Origin of the sequence: Pseudoalteromonas sp. K222D (genome assembly GCF_017653575.1) — a bacterium.
GTDB classification, from domain to species: Bacteria; Pseudomonadota; Gammaproteobacteria; order Enterobacterales; family Alteromonadaceae; genus Pseudoalteromonas; species Pseudoalteromonas nigrifaciens.
Map to the genome: position 1 here is coordinate 296,356 of NZ_JAGGDL010000001.1, position 20,009 is coordinate 316,364.

Sequence of the window (20,009 nt, forward strand, 5' to 3'; positions counted from 1 at the left end):
ATTTATGGATTTTTCTCAAGGTCGTGCTAAAAGTAATTGTGCTATTAGCTGTAATAACTGCAGTATCAGCCAGTTATGTTTACCCTTCTCTCTTAATGGTCAAGAAATGGATAAGCTTGACGAAATAATCGAGCGCAAAAAACCATTACACAAAGGCGACTTTTTGTTTGAGTCGGGCGCGCCATTAAACGCTATTTATGCTGTGCGTTCGGGTTCGTTTAAATCTTATACTTTATCTGAGCAAGGCGATGAGCAAATTACAGGTTTTCATTTAGCCGGTGACTTAGTTGGTTTTGATGCAATAAGTAAAATGATGCATCAAAGCTTTTCACAAGCGTTAGAAACATCTATGGTATGCGAAATTCCGTTTGATACCCTTGACGAGTTAGCAGGCAGACTCCCGAAGTTACGCCAACAAATAATGCGCTTAATGAGTAGCGAAATTACCTATGATCAAGAAATGCTGTTACTGCTTAACAAAAAATCTGCCGAGCAGCGCTTAGCCAGCTTTATTTTTAACTTATCGGAACGCTTTGGTGAACGTGGTTTTTCTCGTAAAGAATTTCGCTTTACCATGACCCGCGGCGAAATAGGCAATTACCTGGGTTTAACCGTTGAAACGATTAGTCGTTTATTGAGTCGCTTTCAAAAAGCTGATTTAATAAAAGTTGAAGGCAAATTTATTACTATTTTAGATAACGATGCACTAGCCAAAGCAGCGGCAATAGTAAAAGCTCGCTAATTAGCGTACTTACATTGTAATATTTAAACTATTTAAACTAATTCCTTAGATTAAATAGTTTGATTTAGAACAATAATATTTGTGCTATCCCTTTCACTGTGCTCTATTTACGTTACACTCAAAGTACACCCGTAAAGTGAATGGAGTTGCACATGAACACGATTAAACGCATTCTTGCGGTTATTGACCCCACCAAAGACGACCAGCACGGTTTAGCTCGTTCAATTGACTTAGCTAAAAAATCTGGTGCGAGAATTACCGCCTTTATGACGGTTTACGACTTTTCTTATGAAATGACTACTATGCTCTCTGGCGAAGAGCGCGAAGCTATGCGTAAAGCCGTGTTAAACGACCGCGAGCTTTGGTTAAAAGATTTAGTATCGCCTTATCAAAATGTTAATATTGATACACAAGTTGTTTGGCACAATCGCCCTTACGAAGCCATTATTAATACCGTTATTGAGCAAAAATTTGACCTTGTTATTAAAGGCACTCATCAGCACAGTACACTTAAAGCCGTTATTTTCACCCCAACCGACTGGCATTTAGTACGAAAATGTCCATCTCCGGTTTTATTTGTAAAACAAATGGCATGGCCTGCAAATGGCAACATTTTAGCGGCTGTTAATGCAGTGAGCGAAAACGAGCAACACTTAGCCCTTAATAAACGTATTATTAAAGACGCACAATTTTTAGCTGAACTGGCCAACGCCCAACTAAACTTGGTGAACGCCTACCCTGCGACACCAATTAATATTGCCATAGAAATACCTGAGTTTAACCCTGGCATTTATAACGAGTCGGTTAAAAAACATCATCATCAATCTACTAATGCACTGGCTGATGAGTTTAATTTACCCCCTGAGCAGTGCTTTATTGAAGAGGGTTTGCCTGAAGACGTTATTCCCGATGTAGCAAAACGTTTAAACAGCGAGTTGGTGGTTATTGGCACTGTAGGGCGTACTGGTTTAAGCGCGGCCTTAGTAGGCAATACTGCAGAGCATGTAATTGATAGCCTAGATTGCGATGTATTGGCACTCAAACCCGATGGTTATATAAGCCCACTCGCAAAAGATTAAATTTTGTTACCGGGCATTTTAAGTATATAATGCGCCCCTTTATTTTTAGCAAATAACTTTGCCGTATTGTTTAATAAGGGGGCGTAATTGTCTCATTCAGATCAAGCTAAAGCTCAATTTAACTTAACCAAGCTTCAAAAGCGTTTACGCCGCCAAACAGGTCAAGCCGTCATGGACTTTAACATGATTGAAGAAGGCGACCGCATTATGGTGTGCTTATCTGGTGGCAAAGATAGCTACACTATGCTCGACATGCTGCAACACTTAAAACGTGTAGCACCGATTAAGTTTGAGCTATTTGTTGTTAACTTAGATCAAAAGCAACCTGGCTTTCCTGAGCACGTTTTACCCCAGTATCTAGATAAACTAAATGTTGAATACAAAATTGTAGAAGAAGACACCTACAGCATAGTGACCGATATTATTCCTGAAGGTAAAACGACTTGTTCACTTTGTTCGCGCCTGCGCCGGGGTATTTTATACCGTACTGCTAAAGAGTTAGGTGCAACTAAAATTGCGCTTGGCCATCATCGCGATGACATGATAGAAACCCTATTTTTAAATATGTTTTACGGCGGCAAACTTAAAAGTATGCCAGCTAAGCTAATGAGCGATAACGGTGAACATATGGTTATTCGCCCACTTGCATACTGTAAAGAAAGCGATATTAGCCAATATGCGTTTGTACAGGGCTACCCTATTATTCCGTGTAACTTATGTGGCTCGCAAGAAAACCTACAGCGTAAACACACAAAAGCTATGTTAGCTAAGTGGGACGCAGAGCACCCAGGGCGTATAGAAAGTATTTTTACCGCCATGCAAAACGTTGTACCTTCACACTTAGCAGATAACCAGTTATTTGATTTTACTAATTTGCAAACTGGCGAAGTAATTGATGGTGGCGATATTGCCCTAGATAAACCAGACATTCCTAAAGTGCCAATTAATAGTTTACAAGATGAAGATGCCAGCGCAGAAGTTGTTACGATTAACTTAAGCTAGTGTTACATAGGGTTTGTATGCCAATACAAACCCTACCACTTCTAGTTTTTGAGCTAATTCTATTGCTTAAAAACCACTTTATTTTGGTTACATTACCTTATAATTACAATGTAACATCAATCCCCTGCTCCTTTTTTTGCTAAAACACACTGTTTACTTTTAAACAGAAAGAGTCGCGCTTTACTCTCTGATGCCCTGCTAGCAATGCATATAAAGTGTAAATTACGTATTCATTCCCCCCTTAGATCTAGCTTAATTGCAACAACCTCGTCACAACCATTCTATTTTAAAGAACAAAAAACACGGTTTTTACAAATGTACAACAGTTAAAAGTGAACCTATTATATAAAGGTCAAAACAAACTGACACTCTGTAATCAACCAATAAATAGGAAGAACTTATGTTAAAAATTAATAAAACATTAAAGACGCTAGCAGTAGGCCTAAGCTTAGTTGCTGCAACGTGCAGTTCTGCTTTTGCTGGTGAGCCATCAAAAAGCATGTTAACACCAGACAACCACTCGTTAATTTTAATTGACCACCAACCACAAATGGCTTTTGCTACTCGCTCGCACACGGTTGAAAGCGTGCGCAATAATGTAACTGGCTTAGCTAAAGCTGCTAAAGCATTTAAAGTGCCTACTATTTTAACAACCGTTGCAGCTAAGTCTTTCAGTGGTCCAATTTTTCCTGAATTACAAGCGGTATTCCCTAAACAATCACCGATTGATCGTACAACAATGAACACATGGGAAGATAAGCGCGTAACTGACAAAATAAAATCGTTTAAGAAAAACAAAATTGTTATCTCAGCACTATGGACCGAAGTATGTGGTGTAGGCCCAGTGTTATCTGCGATTGATGAAGGTTATGAAGTATTTTTTGTAACAGATGCATCGGGTGGTGTAAGTAAAGAAGCACACGACATGGCAGTATTACGTATGGTTCAAGCGGGTGCAAAACCAATCACATGGTTACAGTACATGCTAGAACTACAACGTGACTGGGCGCGTACTGGCACTTATGCTGACGTAACTGATATTGCTAAAGAGCATGCAGGTGGCTATGGTTTAGGCCTTATTTATGCAACAGACATGTTTAATGCAAAAGAAGGTCACTAGTTTTATCAATAATTAAAGGCCACTTATGTGGCCTTTTCATTGGAGAGCAGCATGAAAATCATTCCATTATTAGCTTTACTACTCTCAGCCTCACTTTATGCCAATGAGGAAGTAAGCACCTCTGAACAAGCACAAAGCCTAGCAAGAGCAAAGCAATTATCCCAACAATGTTTAGGTTGCCATGGCGAATTTGGTATTGCGCCAATTACTACTAATCCTAACTTAGCAGGACAAAATGCTGAATATCTCGAATATGCTTTAAAAGCGTATCGTGGCGGCGAGCGTAAAGGCGGAATGGCTTTTATTATGCGCGCCAATGCCAGTGCCCTATCGGATCAAGATATTAAAGATTTAGCACTGTATTTTTCATCGCAAGCTGGGCGTAACGCCAGCTCACATCAATAATTTAATGTAAGGAATACGCTATGAAACTAATTAAAAGTTTACTCTCTGTTGCTATTAGCTCGACTATCGCTTTCAATGCACTTGCCGCCGATATGATTGTTTACAATAGTAAGATTGATACTTATGACGGTCAAAAATTCAGTGCTTTTTCGGTTACAGATGGCCGTTTTGAGCAACTAACTAATGATAAAGAACAGCTATTAAAAGAAAAAACCGCCGATACTATTGTTATTGACGCGCAAGGTCGCCGAGTGATCCCTGGTCTTAACGACTCACATTTGCATGTAGTGCGTGGCGGACGCTTTTATAACCTCGAAACCCGCTGGGAAGGTATTGACTCTTTAGCCACTGGCCTGGAGATGATAAAGAAAAATGCAAAAGTAACTCCTAAAGGTCAATGGGTGCGTGTTGTTGGTGGCTGGAGCCCATACCAATTTAAAGAAAAGCGCTTACCAACCTCAGCTGAATTAACCGAAGCGGCACCTGATACTCCAGTATTTGTTTTGCATTTGTACTCAGGCGGTGTATTGAATAAAAAAGCAATGCAAGTATTAGGTATCACTAAAAATACCGTCCCCCCTAAAGGCAGTTACTATGAAAAAGATGCCAACGGTGAATTAACTGGGCGCTTAGTAGCTGATCCTAACCCAATGATTTTATATAAAACGATTGCTGCACTACCGCAATTATCCGCCGAAGAGCAACTAAATTCTAGTAAGCACTACTACAACAAGCTATTAAGCTTAGGCGTAACAAGCGTTATTGATGCAGGCGGCGGTGGCCACACTTTTCCTGAAAACTATCAAGCATCAACAGCCTTAGCGGTAACTGGTGAACTACCTATCCGCGTGTCTAATTATTTATTTCCACAAACACCTGGCAAAGAAATTCAAAGTTTTACGCAATGGATGAGCAGCTACAACGCCAACCAAGATCTGCACTCACACATGGACAATGGTTATGTAATTGAAGGCGGTGGCGAGTTACTTGCTTGGAGCGCCTCTGATTATGAAAACTTCACATCAGGACGCCCTGATCTTGCCGCAGACGCTGAAGATGAACTTGAAAAAGTAGTGCGTTTACACCTACTACAAGGTTGGCCATTTAGAATACACGCTACCTACGATCAATCTATTGAGCGCATGTTAACTGTATTTGAAGAAATCAATAAAACACAACCCTTCAACAAAGTCCGTTGGATTATTGACCATGCCGAAACCGTGTCTGATAAAAATCTAGCGCGGATTAAAAAATTAGGCGGTGCTATTGCTGTGCAAGGCCGTATGGCATTTGCAGGAGAGGATTTTGCCAAGCGTTATGGTAAACAGCAAACTAAACGTACACCACCCATTAAAAAAATGCTCGCTATGGGCATACCGGTAGGCTTTGGTACTGACGGTACCCGCGTTGCTAGCTTTAACCCATGGGCCACTTATTATTGGGCGGTATCGGGTAAAACCGTAGGCGGTTATACCCTGTACGATAAAACCAATACCCTAGACAGGCTAACTGCATTACAGGTATTCACCCAAGGTAGTGCGTATTTTTCAGGCGAAGAAATGTTAAAAGGTCAAATTGAGCCTGGCATGTACGCAGATTTTGCTATTTTAAACCAAGATATTTTAACGGTGACTGAGAGCAAACTATTAAAAACGCAAGCAGAGTTAACCGTTGTAGATGGTAAAGTGCAGTATGCTGCAAAACAAAGCTTTCCTAAATTACATAAACCACTTCAAAAAGCATTGCCTGCATGGTCACCAGTCAATCAATAAACTGAGTATTTATATTAAGCTATTAAAATATACCTAGTTTAGAAGTAAATAACGCACTAAGTTAAAAAGGGTTTGCATTGGCAAACCCTTTTTTAATCGCTAAATTTGAAGAATTAATAAGATAAAATTTATATCGTTAATTTACTAAACGCTCATATAAACCAGATGCTCTGGACACGCTTTTATTCATTGCTAGTAACAACACTTTTTTATCTGCCACCAGCTCAAAGGTATTTTTAGCACGCGTTATGCCGGTATACACTAACTGCCTATTTATCCCCATGCGGGCTTGTTTTAGCGGCGGCAATACCATGGCGGTGTAGCTAAACTCTGATCCTTGTGATTTATGTATAGTCATTACATATACTTTGTCGTGCGCAGGTAAGCGTGCTGGTGAAAACGCGCGTTGATTCCCCTGCTCGTCTATAAATAGTGCTTTAAGCTGGCCGCTTTCATCGGGCATTAAAATACCAATGTCGCCATTAAACAACTTAAGCTGATAATCGTTTTGGCTTACCATTATTGGCATACCGGTATAATGACGCTGATTCGGGCTTAGGGTAATAAGTCCTTGTTGTTGTAAAACGCGCTCAATACGCTGATTTAAACTATTAACTCCGTAATCACCTTCACGCACCGCGGCCAGTAACTGATAACTTGCAAAGGCTTTATGCACCTCTGCAACGCTTGCACCTTGAGCAATTAAACTAAGGTAATGTGTGTATTTACTTGCAGCGCTTTTAACCAATTTTTCGATAGGTTTAGCTATAAAGTCGTAATCTAAAATCACATCCTTAAAACGCCCCTCAACACTTTCTTGCTCAACGTAATTTAAAACACCTGTGTTATTGGTATTTACCGCTAACGCAAGTTGACCAATACCACTTTGTGCATCAAAGCGGTAGCTGTGTTGTAAAAATGCAATGCAATCGGCAAGTTTAAACGCGCTATTACTTTGCGCTATTAATTTAGCTTCGCCGTTAAAGCATAAGTTATTTAGCTCATCACATCGTGCAGGTGAATAACCAGGTGTTTGCCCCAGTACTAACCCTTGGCATAAGTCGCTCATTACGCTGCCGGTGTCTACCGAGGCCAGCTGATCTTTATCACCTAAGAGTATTAACCGTGCATGTGCAGGTAATGCCTCAATTAGTTTTGCCATCAGCGATAAGTCGACCATTGAGGCTTCATCTATAATCAACACATCTAAATGCAGTGGATTCGCTTTATTGTGCCTAAATTTATTGGTAAAGGGTTTTACCCCTAATAATCGGTGAATAGTTTGTGCACTTTCGGGGATTAACGTTTTAATATCAGCGGGTATATTAGTGAGCTTATCTTTAGCGCCTAAAATTGATTCGCTTAAACGCGCTGCAGCTTTACCTGTAGGTGCCACCAGCTTAATACTCAGTGGCGCAGTTTTATAAAGCGACTGTAAAATGGCGAGTAATTTAGTCACAGTGGTCGTTTTACCAGTACCTGGGCCGCCAGTAATAACGCTAAAACCTTTGGTGGCTGCAATAGCACAGGCTACTTTTTGCCAATCGGTGGTAATGTTTACATCGGGTGTAAAATACTCATTAAGTAGCGCAGCTAATAACTCATTATTTATATTAAGTGTACGCTCGCTCATTGTTAGTAAACGGCTCGCTAATGTTTGCTCGTATCCGGCAAGGCGCGCAAAATAAAGGCGTTGATTAAACAGTTGCAGTGGTTTGTTGGCTCCAACGCTTGTATGGTTTTGTAAATAGCTAAGCACCTGCTCATAATTAAACCCTTCACTAAACGGGCTTAGCTTATCTGGCACGCTCCCCTGTGTTTTACTAAAATCGCTGCGGCGTAAATTAAAGGGGTTACTCCAATCAACCTCGCTTAAGGTTAAACAACTATGCTGGCTTTGCTGCGATAAACACAGTAATAGCACCAGATAAAACATCTCATTGTGCGTATTTTCGCTATCGCTGTTACTTTTACTGAGCATTTCAGCTAACTTTACATCCACAATGCGAATGCGGTTTTCGCTAAGTAAATAGGTAAGTAAAGGCACTGCTGTACTTAAAGTAGGGTTTTGCTCATTTAGCTCAAGTTCCTGATCTAACTCTTGATCAAACTCTTGATCAAACTCTTGATCAAAAAGGCCCGGTTGATTATTTGGTTCACTCATAACATGGCTCCTTGGCTAAACAAACCATCTAAAATAGTCACTTGCTCAGTGGTGAGCTTTTTAAAGTACACACCTTGCCCAGCTGGCATGCCGCGTAAAAAGGTGTAATACACGCCGCCTAAATGAGTTTCAACTGAGTAATCAGCTATACGCTGTTTTAGCAAACGATGCAGCGCTACGGTGTAAATTAAATACTGTAAATGGTACTGGTGGCTACTCATGGCTTGCTCAAGCATATCGTGCTCGTAATCAGCAGCGTTACTACCTAAGTAATTAGATTTATAATCTAAAATATAATATTTACCTTGGTGGCAAAATATTAAATCGATAAAACCTTTTAACAGCCCTTTTACATGGCTAAATTCGAGCTTACTGTACTCAAAACCAAAATGTTTTATAAGAATTTCATTAAGCTGCGGCGCACTTAAACTTTTAAGCGGTAAGTTAAACTCCATTTCTACTAGGCAATCACTTGGCGCTAGTTGGCTTAAACTCAGGCCATTACTGTTAACTGAAGAGCTGTTAACTGAAGAGCTATTAGCTGAGGTATCATTACCTGAGGTATTAATATTTGCATTGCTATCGTCATTCAGTGGGCAAGCAAGAACGTCTAATATCCACTGCTCAGTAATATCTTGCCAGTGTTCACTAATATGGTACTTTTCTAGGCTGCGTTTAATAACTTCTGCTAAGTTGTGCTCTTTATTAACTGGGTGCTCTATTGGGCTAGTAAAATCTATTTGCTCAAAAATTTCGTGTAAACAACTCCCCGGTTTTGCCCCCTTAGGAAAGCTATATACAGAAGGTGCTTCGCCTTCTTGTACGGCAAATTCATCTTTTTCATGATCTTCATCACTGCGACCAGGCGCTAAATGGTCGATATGCTTTTTAAAGCTCAGCGCACTAAAGCTGGTTGCTCGCCAATTACGCTCAATATTGGCTGTTACATTATTTATACTCAATGTTTGCTGAGCATCAGCGCTATTATTAAAGCTTAAAGTACCTTGGGCTAATAAATCCTCTGAGGTGAATTGCTGATAATCCATACCTGTATGCTCGCTGCAAAAATCGGCTAAATGGTTACGCCAAATTTGACTACTTGTAATTTCAAGCCCTGCAAATAACACATGCCCCAGCGCACTGCTTTGTATTGCCAAACGGCTACTTTGCCCTTGGCCAATGTTATACATACCAATAGCACAAAAGTGTACCGCGCGAGTGAGTGCTACATACAGTAAGCGTAAATCTTCGGCAAGGCGCTCTTGCTCTGCTTTTTGCAGTGCGTCATCCCCTTTACTTAAATCGTAAATTAGTGTGCCATTATTATGATACAGCGCTTCTTTTGTTTCACGATAGCCACTAGCAAAGGGCATAAATACCAGCGGATACTCAAGCCCTTTTGAGGCGTGCATAGTCACTATTTTAACTAAATTAGCGTCACTCTCTAGGCGTACTTGCACTGTTTCGCCATCTTGCTGGCTTACCTTTTGTGCAAACCAGCGCAGTAAACGCAGTGTGCCCTCAAGCTCAATTTGTTTTTGCTGTAGTATTTCGCCAAGGTGCCTAAAGTCGGTAAGCCAGCGCTCAACGTTGTAGCCTAAGCCTTGCCATTTAGCACTAAGTTGATTGTGGCTCATTAAGCGCTCAAGCATTGCCATAGCGCCTTGCTTGTTCCAAATATGGTTAAGTTGCGCAAAAAAGTTTAAGTGCTCTTGCCATTGTGCCTCGTCATCTGCCAGTGCATATATTTCGTTATAGCTTAAACAAAATAACGGCCCTGCTAACACCCCACGTAATAGCGACTCATCATACTGGCCATGCAACGCAGTTAAAAAATTAAGTAAGTGATGGCTAAGCTCTTGGCTAAACACACTCTCGCGCGATAAATACACGCTGGCAATTTTAGCGTTGCTTAAGGCCTTTTTCATTATTTGCGCCTCAACACGGTCACGCACTAATATACAAATATCTGCAGCGCTTACTGGCTGTTCACCAATACAGGCTCGCCCTTGCTCGGCCTGCGTTAGTAAAGTGACTATTTTATTGGCAAAAAAGGTGGCTAAGTGCTGCTGCCCAATGGCTTTGCCTGTCGGCTTGTTTTTTTCATCTGCGGCGGTGTCGCTAAATACACAAAATTCAAACGCAGTGGCTGCTTGTCCGTCAATCAAAAACGACTCGTCAGCTTTTTTACCTTTAGCTGCTACTGCATTAAACGGTATGGCATCGTTATAAATAAAACTGTTAGCGTGCTTACCAAATAAGCTGTTTACGCTGCTTACTACATCGCTGCTAGATCGAAAGTTAGTGCCTAGCGTAAATTGCTGCTGTTTTTGCACCGCTTCCTTGGCACCAATATAGGTAAAAATGTCTGCGCCCCTAAAACCATAAATAGCTTGTTTAGGATCGCCAATCATCGCCAGTGTAGTGTGCTCTTGCTGGTAAATTTTACTAAAAATACCATACTGAATCGGATCGGTATCTTGAAACTCATCTATCATAGCCACCGGAAACAACTGAGCAATTTTTTGCTCCAGTACATTGCCTTGCTCGTTATTTAATGCGCTGTGTAAATTGCTAAGTAAATCATCTGGGGTGATCACGCTTTGCTCTTGCTTGCGCTTTATTACGGCTGCTTTTACCCACTTTGCCGCATGCTGTACTACAGCAATTGCTAACCCTTGGTTTATGGTGTTATTAAGTTCAGCAAGCTCGTCAAATTGACTCAGTAATGAATGTGTAAATAGCGGCTGATTTTTTTTATAATTGCCTATATCGCTTAAGTTTTCGCTACTCCATATCTCAAACGAGTATTTACTAGTACCAAATTCAAAAAACAAATCGCCGCCTAAACAAAAAGCTTCAAGTGCTGCAAGGCTGCCTTTGCGCCCTGGCGTTTTAGAACCACTTAAGCCAGAGCTTTTAATAGCAGCTATAAACTCTTGCTCTAACACCGCTTTTTTAAATGCAGGTATTCGGCTTATATACTCGTCACGCGCTTGCCATACGTCATCTAAGTTTACTTGCGGGGTAATTTGCGCATTCGCTTTATTTAAAATACTCGTCACTTTGCCAAACAAAGCTTCTGGCGCGGAAAATACACCTAAAATAGCATCGGTTTTTTCTTTATTGAGTGGATATACAAAGGCGCGCCAAAAATCTTTAATGGTTTCGAGCAATATGTCGCGCTCATCCAAAATAAATTCTAAGTTAAACGCCACACCCGACTCAAACGCGTGTTGTTTTAGCATGCGCTGACAAAAGCCATGAATTGTAAAAATAGCCGCTTCGTCCATCGATTTAGCCGCCGCATCGAGTAAGTCAAAGGCGCGGTGTTTATCATCAACTGCAGCTATTACCCCTGCAATAAGCTCATCTTTTGGGTCTTGCCCAAGAAGTGCATCGCGCGCGGTGATAATGCGATTACGCACGCGGTCTTTAATTTCTTGCGTGGCAGCATCGGTAAAAGTTACCACCAGTATTTGCTCAACGCTTAGCGGCTTATTTAATAGCGAGTTTGCATCATCGGCTATTTGCATTCCCAATAAGTAACGTAAATATAGGCCAGTAATTGTATACGTTTTACCCGTACCGGCACTGGCTTCAATTAAGCTTTGCCCTGTTAGTGGCATAGTAAGTGGATTAAGCGCTTGCATGGTCACTCTCCTTAGCGTGTGCAAATAACGGGGCGAGTAATTTATCGCTCCACTGTATAAACTCGTCTTGGCAATCGTTAAGCGATTGTACCGTTAAGCGAATATAGGGGTTTTCACCCTCGCCTCGCCCTATGTATTGCGGGCTAAATTTACTCATGGCTTTTGCTATATCGCCGCCGCTTTTTACGTACTCGTAACCACTTACCGGAAAAAACGCCACGGGTTCGTTGCGCAGTGCTTTGTATAACTCAAACCAATCAAGTAACAATGCATCGGCATCGGTTTTACTTATTGGCGCAAAGGTAACTTGTTTATCAAGCCCAAGTATTAGCGTTTCTACTTGTTGCTCCATACTTTGCGCTACTAGGTGATAAATAAAGCCTTTAATTAAATCTTTCGCTTTTATACTAGCGCTGCGATAAAACACTTGTTTTTGCAAATAAATATGGTTTAACCAGCCTTCTATTTTAGTGTTTTCTAGTTCGAGGGCTACCTCTATAGGGTCGCTTTTGCCCCCTTTAATTTGCTCTTTCACTTGCCCTGCCAATGCGTCTACTCGGTGCTGCATGCTCTCAAATATTAAGCTACCTACGTTGGCTTGTGGTAGTTCGCCGCGTTGCAATATTTGTTCTGTACTAAGTGGCAGCTCGTTAATGTTGGCTTCGAGTATTTCATCAAGGTAAAAATAGCGGCGCAATGCGTCTAGGCTAAAGGGCTCTTCGTCTTTTACTACTTCGTTAAATTGCGGTAATCGCAATCCTAAACTTTGTTGATAAAAACTCTCTTGGGCGTTGCAAACACTGCGAATAAACACATCGAGCTCTAACTGCTCAGGCGGTGTTGCATTAAGCGCGCTCACGACTTGTGGGGTTATTGACTCACTTGGCAGCCAAATTGGATTATAGCTGTGGTTGCTCAGCACAGTGTTTGCTTGCTCATTGGCTAAATAATAATGGCTATTAAAGGGCTGTAAATGCTGTTGGCTAATTAAACACTCTGGCAGTGTTTTTTCGCTGTCGTCGCTTAATGCAAAGCTACGCCCAATATATTCTAGCAGCTCGCTCACAAGGGTTGATGGCATGCGCGGCTGGTTGTCAAAACACGAGCGACCAATGTAACTCATGTATAAGTTATCGCGGGCACTGAGTAGCGCCTCTAAAAATAAGTAACGATCATCTAATTTACGTGATCGGTCACCTTTTTGTTTTTTAGAATAAGGCACTAAGTCAAAACCAATCGGCTGTACGTTACGCGGGTAGTCGGCATCATTCAAACCCAGCATACACACCACTTTAAATGGCACGGCGCGCATTGGCATTAGGGTACAAAAGTTAACTTGCCCCACTAAAAACCGTTGCCCTACGCCTTTTTCTTGAATGCCTTGTTTAATTAAGTAACTAACAATACGCTGCGATACCGCTTTGCTGTAGTCGCCATTATTATGATGCTTTTGTAACTCTTCGAGCACGTTTTGCAGCACCAATAAATCCCAGCTGTCGTCGCTTTCGCTCTCGTAAATTGCACTAAGCAACTCGCTTAAAACATGCGCTTTGTTGGTAAGCGTATCGTCGGGCGTTAATTGCTCTTTAAAGCTTTGTAGCACATCAATAAAATGCACTAGCTTATTAAGCGTATCAAGCGCCATGCCTTCTACTTCATCGGCGCTATAAATGCCGTTAAACGGGCATTGCTCGTCGCGCATCGCAATACCTAGTAATAAACGGTTAAGCCCGTGTTGCCAGGTATTTAAATCGATAGCGGGTAAATCAAAGCTGCTTTTATGATCGGCATTTATACCCCATTTAACGCCAACACGTTCCAGCCAATATTGAATTTGCTCGTACTCGTGTGCCTCCAGGCCAAATTTTTCGGCTATTTGTGTCACTTGTAATAAATCGAGAATATCCGACACACCAAAGCGCGAAAACGGTAAATTAGCTAAACTCGCAAATGAGCTAAGTACGGGTTTTTCTTGCTCTATGGCTAAATCGGCAAGTGCGTAAGGAATAAAGCGGCTGCCTTGTGCGCCACCAAAAACGGCTTCAATGTACGGGCTGTAAGTGCCTACATCGGGCATCATTACTATTATGTCTTTGGGGGTAAGCGCAGGGTTTTGATTAAATAAATTAAGTAAGTAGTCGTGCAGGCGCTCAACTTCTCGAAGCGGTGTATGGCAATCGCTTAGCGTAATACTGGTGTCGGTTGCACTTATAGGCAATTTACCTTCGTTGTTTATAAACCACTCTTTGTTATCGGTCAGTGACTCACCTTTAAACGCTAGCTGATAAATTTCACTTTGTATTTGCCCAAGTAAGGTGTCGTCAAACACATCAATAAAGCCATCAATCCAACGGGCGTCTAGCTGTACTAGCTGCTCAAAGTAGTCGCGACCTAATTTACCCCACGAGGATAACAGTGGGTTGCCTATAAAGTAGTATTCTTCATCGGGATTAGTTTGCTTTTTTTGCTGCGCTTCCACCAGCGGCATTTTGGCGTATTTTGCACTTATTTTAGCGGCGGTTTTTTCATCAATAATATCGCCCCAATAATGCTCACTGGGATTAAAAAAGAATAAAAATACCTCGGTTTTTTCACTCAGCGCTGTAAATACTTCAAGCTGCGAGCTGGCAATGGCCGATATACCAAATAAACTAATGCGTTGTGGTAATAAGCTGTTGTCCATTGTCTCAAGCGCTGCCAGCAGTTGTCCTTGCATATTCGCGCGATGAAATTGGCTTTGCCCAAGCTCTTGGCTTAACTGTACAATGCGTCGCCATAAATCAGGTTGCCACGGGGCTATGGTTACATCAACATCATCAAGTTCATCTGTACCGCTATCCCATGTGGCAATCCAATGCGGGCGGTACATTAAATATTGGTCGTACACGTCGGCTATTTTTTCACACAAGGCAAAGGTTTTTTGGCCATCAATATCGCCCTCTAAATAGGTTTTTAGCGGTAAATACAGTGGCTCATTAATACAGCTTGGTAAAATAGCAAACAGTTTCCATGCAAGGTTGGGTTTATTAAACGCCGACTCTTTAGGTACATTTGGTAAAAGTTGCTGATACAACTGCCAAATAAAGCTCGAAGGCAGCGGAAAATCCACCTGCGCCGCTACACCTAAGTTTTCGCTCAAACCAATTTTTAGCCACTGCGACATACCCGGTGACTGCACCAGTACCACTTCTTTGTCGAATGGGCTTGCTAATGGGTTGGTTTTTAATAACTGATGAAACTGCGCTTGCAGTGCTTCCATACGGTTTGATTGAATAATATTGAGCATACTTACCTGTCCTTGCTTGAGATAAAACGAGTGTAAGATATTTTCAATTACAGGGGTAGCGATTAGCGCAAATTGGCTTTAATAAATCAGCGGGTTAGTTAAATTTTATACGCATAGTAGTGATGCTATTTACTGTGCGTTTTATAAGGGCGATAATTAATAAGGGCTAATGCTTGAGAGTTTAAACTGACTTTGCATTATTGCTTTACCATCAATATCTTTGAGCTGTAATGAAATTGACGGGTCGGCTTGTTGCCAGTCTATGCTTAAATCGCCGTAATTAACCTGGTGGGTAAAGTCCCCTATTCGGTGTTTATTAGGGCTTACGTTTTTCCATTTTTCGGTTAGGCCAGAACTGGTCATTTCTATTAGTGGGTAGTCAAGGTTGTGCTTATACTGTGAAATTTCGCCCCAGTGGGTATCGCCGCTAATAATAACTACGCCGTTTACTTTATGCTTTTTGATCAGTGTAAATAAACGCTTTCGATCGTCGGGGAAATTAGCCCACGACTCCCACCCTGTAAAATCGGGAAGTAGCTGTAAGCTTGAGACAATTAGCTTTATAGCCGCGGGCTTTTTAAGCTCTTGTTCAAGCCATTGCCACTGCGCCTCACCAAGCATTGATGCGCCTTTAACATGACTTGGGCTATACGGGCCTTGATTATTTAGTTTGCGCTTAGTGTCGTACTCCAACTTACTTACTGCGTTTAACGCATCTCGGTTCCAGCGCAAATCTGGCATAATCACCTGCACAGTTTGCTCACCTTCACCATACGTATACGAGGTATAAATACCATCGGGGCGAGTGCGTCGTGGTGAGTTTGCAGGTTCTTGCCAAAAATCGAGCATAATTTGCCGCGACTCTTCTTTATGCGGATACTCTTTACCTGCATCGTTTTGGCCATAATCGTGGTCATCCCACATAGCTATAATAGGCGTTTGCGCTTTTAGTGTTTTAAAACCGGGCTTTGCCCCTAAGCGCTGGTATTTATTAGCAAGTACGCTCATATTATTGGTGTCGCCATAAATATTGTCACCTAAAAATATAAATAAATCGCTCTGCTCTTTGTTTATAGCATCGAATATAGGAATGTTTTTATCTTGATGCCCGCACGAGCCAAATAATATTTTAGAGGGAGCACTCAAAGCACTAAAGCTTACAAGTAAGTTGGTTAATACTACCGCGGTTATTATTTTCATTTTACAATCTCATTAATCGCTGGTGCCATATTCGAATTTATCTGCTTTGGATTTTGCCCAAGTGCCTTTAACACTGTTGCGGCAATTTGCGTTTGTTTTAGCTCAGTAGTTGTTTTAACTAAGCCTTGGCCTTTTATTGCAGGGCCAATCGCGGCAAGCCAAATATGTTCGGAGCCTATAATGCCCTCGGGAAACTTATTTTCGCCTATATGCAGTGCTGCTAAGGCGCGTTTTGAACTGTGATGCTGCCAGTCGCTTGCGTTACTACCACGGCCATGATCTGTGGTAATGATGAGGGTGGTGTTATTTTTATACCCAGGTGTTGTTTGAATGGTATTCCATAAATCAGCTATAAAAGCATCGCTTTGTTTTGCCGATTTTAAATACGCGTGGTAATCACCATCGTGAGCAAAGTCGTCGGTCTCTCCTAAACTTATTACTAATAATTTTGGTTTTTTAGCTAACATATACGCCTTAGCAAACCGATAAGTAAAACTGTCTAATCGTACATTACTCCAAGGGCTCGGAATTTCATTTTGCATGGCATTTAAAAGTGGCGCATTTTCAAATAAATCCTCCTCAATTGGCATAAATCCGGCGTTAACATATACCTTACTGCGCTCAGTATTAAGTATTGAAGGAAATACATCCCAGCTACCAAATAAGGCGGTGTTATTTTTAAACGCGGGTTGGTGCTCCAAACGCTCTAATATAGTGTGATTTGGGTTAGGGATTTTATCGTTACTATTAATACCTTCATCTACCTCACCGCTAAGTATTTCGTTATAACCGGGATACGAAAAATACCACGGGTTACTTACCGACATATTAGAGCCTTGCTCTCTATTACCAATTATTACCCCTTGCTTAGCTACAATTTGGGTAATAAACGGCATCAGCAGTTGCTGGCGTTTTGCAGAGCTGTTATGCCAAAACTCTGTATTTAGCTGCTCTGGCTTTTTAACAAAATCGGAATTATTAATAAGGTTTTTATCTGCACCACTAAACACCTCTTGCCAGCGCACACCGTCAAGCGTTACCAACACGACATTTTGTGTCGTATTTTGTACTGCCGCTGCAAAGTCGCTTGCTAGGGCAATTAAACTAAATGCACTTACTTTTAAAATCGTTTTCATATTGTTATCGGCCTATTTTTATAACAAAAAGCCCATTAGTAATGGGCTTAAAATAATTTACATTACGACTTAAAAATCTGCAGTAAACGTAACCGCAGCAGTACGAGGCGCACCAATAAAGTAAGTAGTCCCATTACCTGTGCCACCTGCTAAGTAGCTTTTATCGGTTATGTTATAAACAACAAACGAGAGATCAATGGCTTTAAATGGCCCTGCGTCTACATCGGTTGAGTAACCGGCATTAAAGTCGAGTACCGTGTAGCCGTCTACTTTATTGCGTGCTCGCGTGCCTTCGTCTTGCCATGCACCTAAACGCTCACCTGTGTATTTAGCCGACAAACCAACACGAAAGCCGTCACTAAAGTAATCGGTAGATACAACCAATAAATCTTCCGATGTATCTATTAAGCTATCGCCTTTTTTAAAGCTTGGCGCTGCAGTGTTACCCTCTTTATCTTGTTGTAATACGCCTTGTGAGTCATATGCATTTGGATCATCAGACGAATATTCAGAGCTGCTATTGGTATACGACGAATAAACACTCCAGCTTGGTGTGAGCATATAGCTTGCAGAGAGCTCTAACCCCTTAGAATCGATGCCCCCTACATTTATGTATGAACCATTAGTGCCAATAGTGTAGTCAATTCCGCCTGAATCACTGCCTGGTGCAATAAAGGTAATACGGTTATCAAACTTAACGCTGTAGGCCGTTGCGCTTAGCGTTAATCTATCGGCTTGGTAGCGTACACCAAAATCAATGTTTTTTGCTGTTTCTGGTTCTATTTCAGTCAGTGTTGAACTGTCGCGCTCCAGTACCCCGTCTTTAATTGCAGCAAAGTTTTCGCTGTAACTTGCAAATAGTTCGGTATCGTTATTTAACTGGTACAGCGCACCACCACTAAATAAAACATCAGAGTCGCTGTCTACTTTATCTGAGCTTTCGTTAGCAAAGTGGTCGTACTTTTGTAACTCAACTAAATACTGTTTAGCGCCAATATTTAAGGTTAAATCACCTAAGTTAATAGAGTCTTGGATGTACCATTTGAACGTATCTGTATCAAAGGTATTTTTGTACTGAGTCCAGTAAGGGGTGTTTTCAAAATGATGAAAAATACGCGCATCAATTACTTTGTGCCAATCACGCGACTCTTCTCGCTCACTTTGCTCATACCAAAAACCAGCCTCAATATCGTGATCACCAAACGTCGCTTGATAGTTAGCGGTTACGCCTAAACGATCTTTTTTGTAATGGGTATGGCGATAAGACATAACGGGCGTTGCTGTATCGTCGTAACATGCCGGATTTAAATCAGGCCCCGACTCCCACGGCCAACTTAAACTTGCTGTACAGCCTGAGTTAGGTGCAAGTGGGTTACCCTCGCTATCTGCAAAACCATAAGAGCCAGCATTAGTACCGCCTTGTGTTGTTGGCTCGCCGTTTTCATCAACTGGGGTTGTTAAATATGGTGGGATCCAGTCACCACGCCCCGAGTTTTTATGATAATAAGGGCTGATCGTTAATAGTGATGTGGGCGAAATTGCATATTCAAACTTTAAATAACCTAAGGTATTTTCACGTAGCGTCCCCCAACCTTCAGCAAACATTTGATCAAAATGCGGAACCCCTGTCCAGTTCCACGTTAATTGATCCCAATTTGGTGTTTGCTCAAATTGTTCAATACTCACGCTGTTGTAGTTAGTTTCGCTTACATCGTCGTAAGATAAACGTCCGGTTAGGGTTAAATCGTTAAAATTAGATACAAACTTAAGCTCAGCATGTTGGTTGTCTTTACCGCCATTACTTCCCGAGCCAATCCAACGGCTGGTGTCGGTTTGCGAGTAGCTTACGTATGCTTGGGTATTATCAAAAACAGTGCCTGTTTCGTGCTTAATATAATAACGCGAGGCGTCGTGGCTGCCCGATGTATAGGCAAACGTAGTGCCTTTTTCGAGACTGGGATCTTTACTTACAAAATTAAATGTACCGCCTAGCGCTTCCAGCGATGCCGATTTAATATCAGACGTACCTTGGCCTACTTCAACTGTAGCCAGGTTTTCGCTGTCTAGGTAACGGTTAGCTTTAGCGCCGCCACCGTAATTAGAGCCACCATTGGGTATGCCATCTACTGTCATCCCTAATTGCTGTTGGTTACCGTCAATACTAAAACCACGCATTGTAATTGTGGTAGACCAGTCGTCACCACCAAATGCATCACCTTCGTTTATGCTAATACCCGGTAAATTATCAATCACCGACAATATACTTGCTACCGAACTTTGTTGCTCAAGCATTGCAGGCTCAATAACGTTGTTAGCGTAGCTGGTAGGCTTAGCGACTACGGTTATTTCTTCTATAGTTTTGTCGTTTGCATAAACAGATGTTGATACAGCCATGGCTATAGCCATGCTCAAAAGCGATTTGTTTTTTAAAGCGTACATTGTTGTCCCGT

The 20,009-nt window shown here is 41.5% G+C and carries 12 protein-coding genes; 6 read left to right on the plus strand and 6 right to left on the minus strand.

Annotated features, from left to right (window positions below; all coding sequences use genetic code 11):
- The first annotated feature begins 4 nt into the window (after positions 1–4).
- The 6 genes from J5X91_RS01275 (at position 5) to J5X91_RS01300 (ending at position 6,120) form a co-directional block, all read left to right on the plus strand.
- Positions 5–742, plus strand: a complete 738-nt coding sequence (locus tag J5X91_RS01275) for an FNR family transcription factor (protein ID WP_197108113.1) — start codon at positions 5–7, stop codon at positions 740–742.
- A 152-nt stretch (positions 743–894) separates the two neighbouring features.
- Positions 895–1,821: a universal stress protein UspE gene (gene uspE, locus J5X91_RS01280; protein ID WP_197108111.1), complete on the plus strand. Its 927-nt coding sequence runs from the start codon at positions 895–897 to the stop codon at positions 1,819–1,821.
- An 87-nt stretch (positions 1,822–1,908) separates the two neighbouring features.
- Positions 1,909–2,823, plus strand: a complete 915-nt coding sequence (ttcA, locus tag J5X91_RS01285; RefSeq protein WP_011328526.1) for a tRNA 2-thiocytidine(32) synthetase TtcA — start codon at positions 1,909–1,911, stop codon at positions 2,821–2,823.
- 400 nt (positions 2,824–3,223) lie between these two features.
- Complete coding sequence (locus J5X91_RS01290; RefSeq protein WP_011328528.1) at positions 3,224–3,943, plus strand: hydrolase; 720 nt, start codon at positions 3,224–3,226, stop codon at positions 3,941–3,943.
- A gap of 51 nt (positions 3,944–3,994) precedes the next feature.
- Positions 3,995–4,348: a cytochrome c gene (locus J5X91_RS01295; protein WP_011328529.1), complete on the plus strand. Its 354-nt coding sequence runs from the start codon at positions 3,995–3,997 to the stop codon at positions 4,346–4,348.
- A 20-nt stretch (positions 4,349–4,368) separates the two neighbouring features.
- Positions 4,369–6,120 carry an amidohydrolase gene (locus J5X91_RS01300; protein ID WP_011328530.1) on the plus strand — a complete coding sequence of 584 codons (1,752 nt, stop codon included), beginning with the start codon at positions 4,369–4,371 and terminating at the stop codon, positions 6,118–6,120.
- Positions 6,121–6,256: 136 nt separating this feature from the next.
- On the opposite strand, the gene recD is transcribed toward J5X91_RS01300, so the two are convergent.
- The 6 genes from recD to J5X91_RS01330 form a co-directional block, all read right to left on the minus strand.
- Positions 6,257–8,284, minus strand: a complete 2,028-nt coding sequence (recD, locus tag J5X91_RS01305) for an exodeoxyribonuclease V subunit alpha (protein WP_208833899.1) — start codon at positions 8,282–8,284, stop codon at positions 6,257–6,259.
- Positions 8,281–11,937 (minus strand): exodeoxyribonuclease V subunit beta, encoded by a 3,657-nt coding sequence (recB, locus tag J5X91_RS01310; protein ID WP_208833900.1) that lies wholly within the window; start codon positions 11,935–11,937, stop codon positions 8,281–8,283. The genes recD and recB overlap by 4 nt, the downstream gene beginning before the upstream one ends.
- A complete protein-coding gene (recC, locus tag J5X91_RS01315) occupies positions 11,924–15,223 on the minus strand; it encodes an exodeoxyribonuclease V subunit gamma (RefSeq protein WP_208833901.1) in 3,300 nt (1,099 codons plus the stop codon). The genes recB and recC overlap by 14 nt, the downstream gene beginning before the upstream one ends.
- A gap of 156 nt (positions 15,224–15,379) precedes the next feature.
- Positions 15,380–16,423: an alkaline phosphatase D family protein gene (locus tag J5X91_RS01320; RefSeq protein WP_208833902.1), complete on the minus strand. Its 1,044-nt coding sequence runs from the start codon at positions 16,421–16,423 to the stop codon at positions 15,380–15,382.
- Entirely contained in the window at positions 16,420–17,559 is a 1,140-nt protein-coding gene (locus J5X91_RS01325; RefSeq protein ID WP_208833903.1) for an alkaline phosphatase family protein, read from the minus strand. Before J5X91_RS01325 ends, J5X91_RS01320 begins: the two co-directional genes overlap by 4 nt.
- A 69-nt stretch (positions 17,560–17,628) precedes the next feature.
- A complete protein-coding gene (locus J5X91_RS01330; protein ID WP_208833904.1) occupies positions 17,629–19,998 on the minus strand; it encodes a TonB-dependent receptor in 2,370 nt (789 codons plus the stop codon).
- Between the last annotated feature and the right edge of the window lie 11 nt (positions 19,999–20,009).

Coding starts and splice junctions, on each gene's coding strand:
- J5X91_RS01275 (WP_197108113.1), top strand. CDS start 5: ATGGATTTTTCTCAAGGTCGTGCTAAAAGTAATTGTGCTATTAGCTGT.
- uspE (WP_197108111.1), top strand. CDS start 895: ATGAACACGATTAAACGCATTCTTGCGGTTATTGACCCCACCAAAGAC.
- J5X91_RS01290 (WP_011328528.1), top strand. CDS start 3,224: ATGTTAAAAATTAATAAAACATTAAAGACGCTAGCAGTAGGCCTAAGC.
- J5X91_RS01295 (WP_011328529.1), top strand. CDS start 3,995: ATGAAAATCATTCCATTATTAGCTTTACTACTCTCAGCCTCACTTTAT.
- J5X91_RS01300 (WP_011328530.1), top strand. CDS start 4,369: ATGAAACTAATTAAAAGTTTACTCTCTGTTGCTATTAGCTCGACTATC.
- recD (WP_208833899.1), bottom strand. CDS start 8,284: ATGAGTGAACCAAATAATCAACCGGGCCTTTTTGATCAAGAGTTTGAT.
- recB (WP_208833900.1), bottom strand. CDS start 11,937: ATGCAAGCGCTTAATCCACTTACTATGCCACTAACAGGGCAAAGCTTA.
- recC (WP_208833901.1), bottom strand. CDS start 15,223: ATGCTCAATATTATTCAATCAAACCGTATGGAAGCACTGCAAGCGCAG.
- J5X91_RS01320 (WP_208833902.1), bottom strand. CDS start 16,423: ATGAAAATAATAACCGCGGTAGTATTAACCAACTTACTTGTAAGCTTT.
- J5X91_RS01325 (WP_208833903.1), bottom strand. CDS start 17,559: ATGAAAACGATTTTAAAAGTAAGTGCATTTAGTTTAATTGCCCTAGCA.
- J5X91_RS01330 (WP_208833904.1), bottom strand. CDS start 19,998: ATGTACGCTTTAAAAAACAAATCGCTTTTGAGCATGGCTATAGCCATG.